The sequence below is a fragment of the Zongyangia sp. genome (assembly GCF_965361945.1).
Genome location: NZ_CBDTOK010000073.1, coordinates 1 through 7,512, shown reverse-complemented (window position 1 = coordinate 7,512; position 7,512 = coordinate 1). Strand labels below are relative to the sequence as shown.

The window sequence follows — 7,512 nt, the reverse complement described above, 5'->3', positions numbered from 1 at the left end:
AGATTCCGGTGATCCCGGTCGATGACCTTTTCCCAGTCCCACTGGTCCACATAGACCGAGTGGAGATTGTCCAGGTCCTCATCCCGCCGGATGGCGTTCATGTCGGTATAAAGCCCTGTTCCCGGCGCAAAGCCATAGCGGCGCAGGGCCATCCTCTTCCATTTGGCCAGGGAGTGGACAATCTGCACATCGGCGCCCAGTTCCCGGATGTCAAACTGTACCGGCCGCTCTACCCCGTTGAGGTCGTCGTTGAGCCCGGTTTCGGGCCGGACAAAGAGTGGCGCCGAAACCCGGGTCAAAGAGAGGGCATCGGCCAGCTCCCGTTCAAAGGTATCCTTGACCAGCTTGATGGCCACTTCCGTCTCCAGTATATCCAATTTATTCAGATAGGTGTCAGGCAAAATCAGGTTTTTTACAGACATAGTTTTCCCCCTATGATTTCAGTTGCAACCGCCATATTAACTAATTAATATTATCATTATTTGGCCGAAATTACAAGGACTGGCCCGGTGTCCGCCCCCTTCTTTTTTAGAGAAAATCGGGGAAAACTAGTTGCGAAAAATAGTAACATCTATTACAATAGGAACAAAGCGTTTTTTGTCTTGAGAAAGGGGGCGGAGCATTTGCCGGAACGGGTCAAATGGATGGGGCTTGGCTATAATCTGCCGGTCAATCCATCAAAGAACCGGGTTTATGTCTGGCGCAAGCTTAAGGAGATGGGCGCCGACTATTTTAAGCAGGGGGTGGCCATCCTGCCCAAAAATCCGGTAAATCTCCGCGCTTTTGGGAGGCTGGCCGATAAGATCCGGGATCTGGGCGGAGAAGCCACCCTCATCGAGATACAGTTTGTGGATGAGCGGGACGAGCTGCGGCAGATCGCCCGGTTCAAAGAGGCCCGGCGGCGGGAATACGATGAGATTATCACCGAAACCCACAAACTGCTGGGGACCTTGCAGCGGGGAGGCCGCTCCCAGATGACGCCAGAACAGGCGGATCAGCTGAAAAAGCTCATCAAACGCTATGAGCGGGTCCGGGCCCGGGACTTTTTCGGATTGGGTTCCGGCGGCGTCATTGAAGGGGATATGCGCCAGATTGCGGAGCTATTGCGCTCCTCTATGGATAGTTTTTCCGCGGGGCTCCGCCGGCTGCTGGATAAATGGATGGGATAGGCCCTGGCTGGCCTTCTCAATAGAAAGGGGAACCTTCTGTGGCAAATCACGGCTTTGGAATCATGCCGGTAACGCCGGGAAAGGAGCGGTATGATACCTATGATCCAGAAAAATACGGCTGTATTTTTCTGGGCGATGATGACCTTTCCCCTCTGCTGCCGGAGTTTGAACATATTCCTTGTTATTGGCATACCCGCCTTCGCCCGGAATACAACCTGGACTACTGCGGGATCACCCTGATCCCTCCCTCCTCTGCCTCTCTCTTTGCTGAAGTTTGGAGACGGCAGGACGGCAGACAATTTGAACCTGTCCTTGCCCTCTTTGAGCGGGGGATCCGGGAAGAGAAATTTATCATTCACTATGGATTATAAACTTCCACCGATAGAAAAAAACCATGAAATGCCAAGGCTTGCCCCAAAGGGCAGGCCTTTTTTGAAAGCACAGGTTTTTTTCTGGAAGGGGGCGGGGAGATTGATATTTTCTTTGCATAAAAGTATAATAATAAGATGTATATGACGCCGTTTTCCCTGGGATCATCGGGGAAGAAAAACAAACGGCGGCAAGGGCCCGCAGGGAACCCCTCATCAGGAGGCATTTCCCCAAGCGGCGCCGGGAAGGAAGCATATGGACAGCAGAGTCGCACAGTTTTTTGAGCAGATCCGGGGCAAGGACGTCACCTTTATCGGGTTGGGAGTCAGCCACCGGCTTTTGGTTTCCCTCTTTGCCCAGAAGGGGGCCCATGTCACCATCCGGGACCGTCGGACCCGGGAACAGATGGGGGAGGATTATGACACCCTCCGGGCCCAGGGGATTGACTTTATCCTGGGGGGAAATTATCTTGACCACCTGGATGGGGATATGATCTTCCGCACTCCGGGGATGTATTTTTATAACGAGGCCCTTCAAAAAGCCAGGAAGGAGGGCAAGGTGGTCACCAGCGAGATGGAGGTCTTTTTTGATCTTTGTCCCTGCCGGCTGATCGCGGTTACCGGCTCCGACGGCAAGACCACCACCACCACCCTCATTGGGGAGCTTTTGAAGGCCCAGGGGAAACGGGTCCACATCGGTGGCAACATCGGCCGGCCATTGCTTGCCCATATTGAGGAGATGGAGCCGGAGGACTACGCTGTGGTAGAGCTTTCCAGCTTCCAGCTGCTCTCCATGCGGGAAAGCCCGGATGTGGCGGTGGTGACCAACATCGCCCCCAACCATCTGGACGTCCATGGCACCATGGAAGAATACATCGGGGCCAAGCGGAACATCCTGCTGCATCAGAACGCCTTTTCCACCGCCGTGCTGGGGGCGGACAGCGAGACGGCCATGTCCCTGGCCCCCGATGTGCGTGGAAAACTTCTCACCTTTTCTATCCACGGCCTGGTGGAGCGGGGCGCTTATATGGATGAAAACGGGGATATTTTCTTTGCGGACAACGGCAATGTCATCAAGGTCATGAACCGGGATAAAATCAAAATCCCGGGGGATCACAATGTCCTCAACTACCTGGCGGCGATCTGCGCCACCTGGGGCCTGGTGGAGATGGAAAACATCGTCCACACAGCGGAAACCTTCGGAGGGGTAGAGCACCGCATTGAGCTGGTGCGCACTCTAGATGGGGTGCGTTGGTATAACGACTCCATTGCCACCAGCCCTACCCGGACCATCGCGGGCCTGAACGCTTTTGACCAAAAGGTAATCCTTCTGGCCGGCGGCTATGACAAAAAGATCCCTTTCCTGCCCTTGGCGCCTAAGATTATTGAAAAGGTGAAAGCCCTCATCCTGATGGGGGTGACGGCGGATAAGATCGAGGATACGGTCCGAGGCTTTTCTGGTTACGATGAAAAGAAGCTGCCCATCTACCGGGTGGGCTCTATGGAGGAAGCGGTAAACAAGGCCCGTGAAATCGCGGGAGAAGGGGACATTGTCACCCTGTCCCCGGCCTGTGCCAGCTTTGATATGTATCCCAACTTTGAGGCCCGGGGAGAACACTTTAAGTCCCTGGTCCATGGGCTTTGATCCAAAGGAGGAAACAGTTTGGATATCAAAAAATTGACCCTGACCCTGGCCTCCCGCTACGGCGTCAGCGGGGAGGAACAGGGAGCCGCTCAGGTGGCGGCGGATTATCTGAAAAAATGGGGCCCGGTACATTCCGATGCCTTGGGCAATCTCATCTGCGCCCTCCATCCCGTCCCGGAGAGCGGGGAGCATGTCATGCTCTGTGCCCATATGGATGAGATCGGGATGATTGTCACCGCCATCGAGGATACCGGATTTCTCAAGGTGGCGGCGGTAGGCGGTGTGGACCGCAGGACCCTGCTGGCCTCCCCGGTGAAGGTGCTGGCCAAAGAAAAGCTGGATGGGGTCGTCTGCTCCATCCCTCCCCATCTCCAGCGGGGAGAGGAGAGCAAAAAGGTGCCGCAGATGGACGAAATAGCTATAGATGTAGGCCTTGACGGGGAGACTGCCCGGGAAAAGATCCCCTTGGGAACCCGGGTCGTTGTCTGCCACGAGGGGGCCGCCATGGGAGAGCATCGGATCAGCTCCAAGGCCCTGGATAACCGGGCCGGCTGCGCCGCGGTTCTCTATGCGGCGGAGCTTCTCAAGGACGCGCCTCTTTCCTGCGGGGTTAGCGTGGTCCTCAGCACCCGGGAAGAGCTTTCTTGCAATGGGGCGAAGACCAGCGCCTTTGGCCTAAGCCCCACCCAGGCCATTGCAGTGGATGTGAGCTTTGCCTACACCGAAGATGCCCCCCGGCACAAATGCGGGGAGCTGGCCAAAGGCCCGATGATCGGCGTCTCCCCGGTGCTCTCCAAAAAGCTGAGCGCCGCTCTGACCGAGACTGCCAAAAGACATGAAATCCCCTACCAAACCGAGGTGATGTCGGGGGCTACCTCCACCGACGCCGATGCCATTACCCTGGCGGGAGCCGGGGTGCCCTGCGGGCTCCTCTCCATCCCCCTGCGGTATATGCACACCCCCACCGAGCTCATTGACCTGCGGGATGTGGAATACTGTGGGCGGCTGATGGCGGCCTATGTGAAAGATACCTTTGGCGCGGCGGGAAAGGCGGTGGAATAAATGGACAGACTCATGGAAACCATCAAAGATTTGAGCCTTCTTTCCGGCGTCAGCGGGGATGAAGGCCGGGTGCGGGAATATATCCAGAAACGGCTGGCGGGTCATTGCCAGATGCGGGTGGACGCCTTGGGCAATCTCATCTGCGAGAAACAGGGAGCAAAGCGGGCTCCCCACCGCCTGATGGTAGAGGCCCACATGGATGAAGTGGGCTTTCTCGTCACCGGCATCACCGAGACAGGGATGCTCCGCTTTGACGAGGTAGGGGGCATTGATCCCCGGGTGGTGATCGGAAAACCGGTCCGGGTAGGGCCGGAAGGCGTCCGGGGGATCATCGGCACCAAGGCCATGCATCTGCAGTCGGCCAAGGAGCGGGACGAAACGGTGCCTCTGGATAAACTTTACATCGACATCGGCGCGGACACCAAGGAAGAGGCGGAAAAGCTGGTTTCCTTGGGGGACAGCGTGGTATGGGAAAGCGCTTTTACCCCCTTTGGAGACGGCTTTCTCAAAGCCAGAGCCCTGGATGACCGGGCGGGCTGCGCGATTTTAATGGATATGATCCAGGGAGAAATCCCCTATGATACCACCTTTGTCTTCACCACCCAGGAAGAGGTGGGAACCCGTGGGGCTCAGACAGCGGCCTTTGGGGTGGATCCCCAGTTTGCCATTGTGCTGGAGACCACCACGGCGGCGGACATCGCCGGGGTGGAGGAAATAAATCAGGTCTGCCGGCTGGGCAAGGGCCCGGTGATCTCGGTCATGGACCGGGGCGCCATCTATGACAAGGGGCTGGTCAACTTGGCCATAGCCACAGCCCAGAGCCGGGGAATCCCGGCCCAGATCAAGGAGGGGGTCTACGGCGGCAACGACGCTCGGTCGGTACACACGGCCCGGGCCGGAGTGCGGACCTTGGCTATCTCCATGCCCTGCCGGTACCTTCATTCCCCCTCCTGTGTCCTCAAGACCCAGGACATCACCGCCACGCGGGATCTGACCGCCGCTCTGCTGGCCTCCATTTGGGAGGAGAGCGCCCGGTGATCCGGCTCCTAGAAGGGGGCGGCCGGGAGATTCCCCTCCAAAGTCCCCTGTCCCTCCTCTGTGCCCTGGATTTCGCGGCCTATGAGAACCGGTATCCCTTCTCCCAGGTGTGGGAATGGAAAAACCAAGGGATGGCGGGGGGATGTCTCTGCCTCTTTTATAGCGAAGCCACGGCTTGGGCCGGGGAGGAGACCGGGGCCGCAGAGATAGCGGAGTATCTCTCCGCCCTTTCCTGGGACAGCCTTCTCTGCACCGGGGAGATTGCCCGCCATTTGCAGGACATACCGGGGCGGAGGAAGCCCATCTGGGCCCTGGGGGCCAGAGATCTTCCTGGCAGGGAGGAGGAAAGGGCGGTACATCCCTCCGAAGCGGAGGCTTATGAGCTGCTTTCTATGAGCGTCCGGGGAACACTGCCCTCTTTTGACGGGTGGTACTGCGACCGGAACCATCGGGCCCGGCGAGGGCTGATGGAGACCTGGGGAATCCGGGATAGCCGAGGTCTAGCCGCCACCCTGACGGCGTCGGGTTTGGATGGGCAGCTATATCTATCTGACATCGCCACCCGGTCGGACTGCCGGGGACAGGGCTATTTCCGGCGGCTTTTGGGCCATGTGTCCGCCCAGTATCCGGGAAGGATGCTGCGGCTGCTGACCCGGGAAGAGAATGCCTGCCGCATCTATCAGCGGGCGGGCTTTGTCATCGAAAAGGAGAATATTGTTACCATACATAAGGAGACAAATCATGCAGCAGGAATTTTTTAAAATCGCGCCTGCCTTAGAGGAAAAGGCAAAACAGGCGGAGGAAATGTGCCGGGAACCCTTCCGGCGGATTGAGGAAATCTGTGAATACAATCAGCTGAAGGTCCTTTCTGCCTTTATCAAAAACAATGTGTCTGAATATCATCTCCACGGCACCACTGGCTATGGCTACGACGACCGAGGCCGGGATACCCTGGACGCGGTATTTGCCCAGGCAATGGGCTGTGAGGATGCCCTGGTGCGCCATACCTTTGTCTCCGGCACCCATGCCCTGGTGACCGCCTTGTTTGGAGTGCTGCGGACGGGGGACACCATGGTATCCCTCACCGGCCGGCCCTATGATACATTAGAAGAAGCCATCGGCCTGCGGGGGGAGAACAACGGCTCCCTCAAAGAATTTGGCGTCCACTACCGGGAGGTCCCCATGGCAGGGGAGGCGCCGGATTATGAGAAGATACCGGAGGCCTGCGTAGGGGCCAAGGTTGCCTATATCCAGCGGTCCCGGGGCTATTCCCTCCGGCCTTCCCTCAGCGTGGCAGAGGTGGGAAGAATGGCCAAGCTGGCCCGGGAAAAGAATCCGGACATTGTGGTGATGGTGGATAACTGCTATGGAGAATTTGTAGAGGAACAGGAGCCTACCCAGGTAGGGGCAGATTTGATCATCGGCTCCCTGATTAAGAATCCGGGAGGCGGCCTTGCCCGCACCGGCGGTTACATTGCCGGCAAAGCCAAATGGGTGGAGCAGTGCGCCTACCGTCTCACAGCTCCTGGCATGGGCAAAGAGGTGGGCTGTACGTTAGAGCAGAATAGAGAGCTCTTTATGGGGCTCTTTTATGCCCCCACGACCACAGCCAACGCCCTGAAAACCGCTGTCTTTGCCTCCGCTCTTTTTGAGCTGCTGGGCTTTGGAGTGACGCCTCGTTTTGATGAGCCCAGAGCGGATATTATCCAAGCGGTACAGCTGGGAAATCCTGAAGGCCTGATCGCTTTCTGCCAGGGCATCCAGAAGGGAGCGGCAGTAGACGCCTACGTGGCTCCTGAGCCCTGGGATATGCCCGGCTATGACAGCCAGGTGATTATGGCGGCCGGGGCCTTTACTATGGGCGCCTCTATTGAGCTTTCCGCTGACGCGCCGTTGCGGGAACCCTATGCCGCCTGGATGCAGGGAGGGATGATCTATCCCGCGGCGAAGATGGGGGTCATGCTGGCAGCTCAGTCCATGCTGGAAAAAGGGCTGCTGCCAGAGATCTCTCATTGACAGACAGATATTTCTATGCTAAAATAATCTTTACGAAACGTGGCCTATCCTCAAAGAAAGGTCACGGATTCTGCGGGCGTGGCGGAATGGCAGACGCGCTGGTCTTAGGAGCCAGTACTTCGGTGTGTGGGTTCAAGTCCCACCGCCCGCACCAAAAAAACCGCCCAGGAAAGCCATTCCTGGGCGGTCTATTTTTGTTCTACCACACTTGGTA

Annotated in this window: 7 protein-coding genes, 1 tRNA gene and 1 pseudogene; 8 read left to right on the top strand and 1 reads right to left on the bottom strand. The window is 57.5% G+C overall.

Annotated elements, in window-relative coordinates:
- Positions 1 to 422, bottom strand: a pseudogene (locus ACZ25G_RS04820) (aspartate--ammonia ligase); the annotation flags it as partial.
- A gap of 201 nt (positions 423 to 623) precedes the next feature.
- Here ACZ25G_RS04820 and ACZ25G_RS04815 point away from each other — a divergent pair.
- The 8 genes from ACZ25G_RS04815 (at position 624) to ACZ25G_RS04780 (ending at position 7,452) form a co-directional block, all read left to right on the top strand.
- Positions 624 to 1,169: a Chromate resistance protein ChrB gene (locus ACZ25G_RS04815; RefSeq protein WP_191481408.1), complete on the top strand. Its 546-nt coding sequence runs from the start codon at positions 624 to 626 to the stop codon at positions 1,167 to 1,169.
- 38 nt (positions 1,170 to 1,207) lie between these two features.
- Complete coding sequence (locus ACZ25G_RS04810; RefSeq protein ID WP_191510315.1) at positions 1,208 to 1,540, top strand: hypothetical protein; 333 nt, start codon at positions 1,208 to 1,210, stop codon at positions 1,538 to 1,540.
- Between the two features lie 253 nt (positions 1,541 to 1,793).
- Positions 1,794 to 3,182, top strand: a complete 1,389-nt coding sequence (gene murD, locus ACZ25G_RS04805) for a UDP-N-acetylmuramoyl-L-alanine--D-glutamate ligase (RefSeq protein WP_463681722.1) — start codon at positions 1,794 to 1,796, stop codon at positions 3,180 to 3,182.
- A gap of 18 nt (positions 3,183 to 3,200) precedes the next feature.
- Complete coding sequence (locus ACZ25G_RS04800) at positions 3,201 to 4,244, top strand: M20/M25/M40 family metallo-hydrolase (RefSeq protein WP_463681721.1); 1,044 nt, start codon at positions 3,201 to 3,203, stop codon at positions 4,242 to 4,244.
- Complete coding sequence (locus tag ACZ25G_RS04795; protein ID WP_463681720.1) at positions 4,245 to 5,282, top strand: M42 family metallopeptidase; 1,038 nt, start codon at positions 4,245 to 4,247, stop codon at positions 5,280 to 5,282.
- Positions 5,279 to 6,043 carry a GNAT family N-acetyltransferase gene (locus ACZ25G_RS04790; protein WP_463681719.1) on the top strand — a complete coding sequence of 255 codons (765 nt, stop codon included), beginning with the start codon at positions 5,279 to 5,281 and terminating at the stop codon, positions 6,041 to 6,043. The genes ACZ25G_RS04795 and ACZ25G_RS04790 overlap by 4 nt, the downstream gene beginning before the upstream one ends.
- Entirely contained in the window at positions 6,024 to 7,298 is a 1,275-nt protein-coding gene (locus ACZ25G_RS04785) for a methionine gamma-lyase family protein (RefSeq protein ID WP_463681718.1), read from the top strand. Before ACZ25G_RS04790 ends, ACZ25G_RS04785 begins: the two co-directional genes overlap by 20 nt.
- Positions 7,299 to 7,370: 72 nt before the next feature.
- Positions 7,371 to 7,452, top strand: a tRNA-Leu gene (locus ACZ25G_RS04780).
- Positions 7,453 to 7,512: the final 60 nt, after the last annotated feature.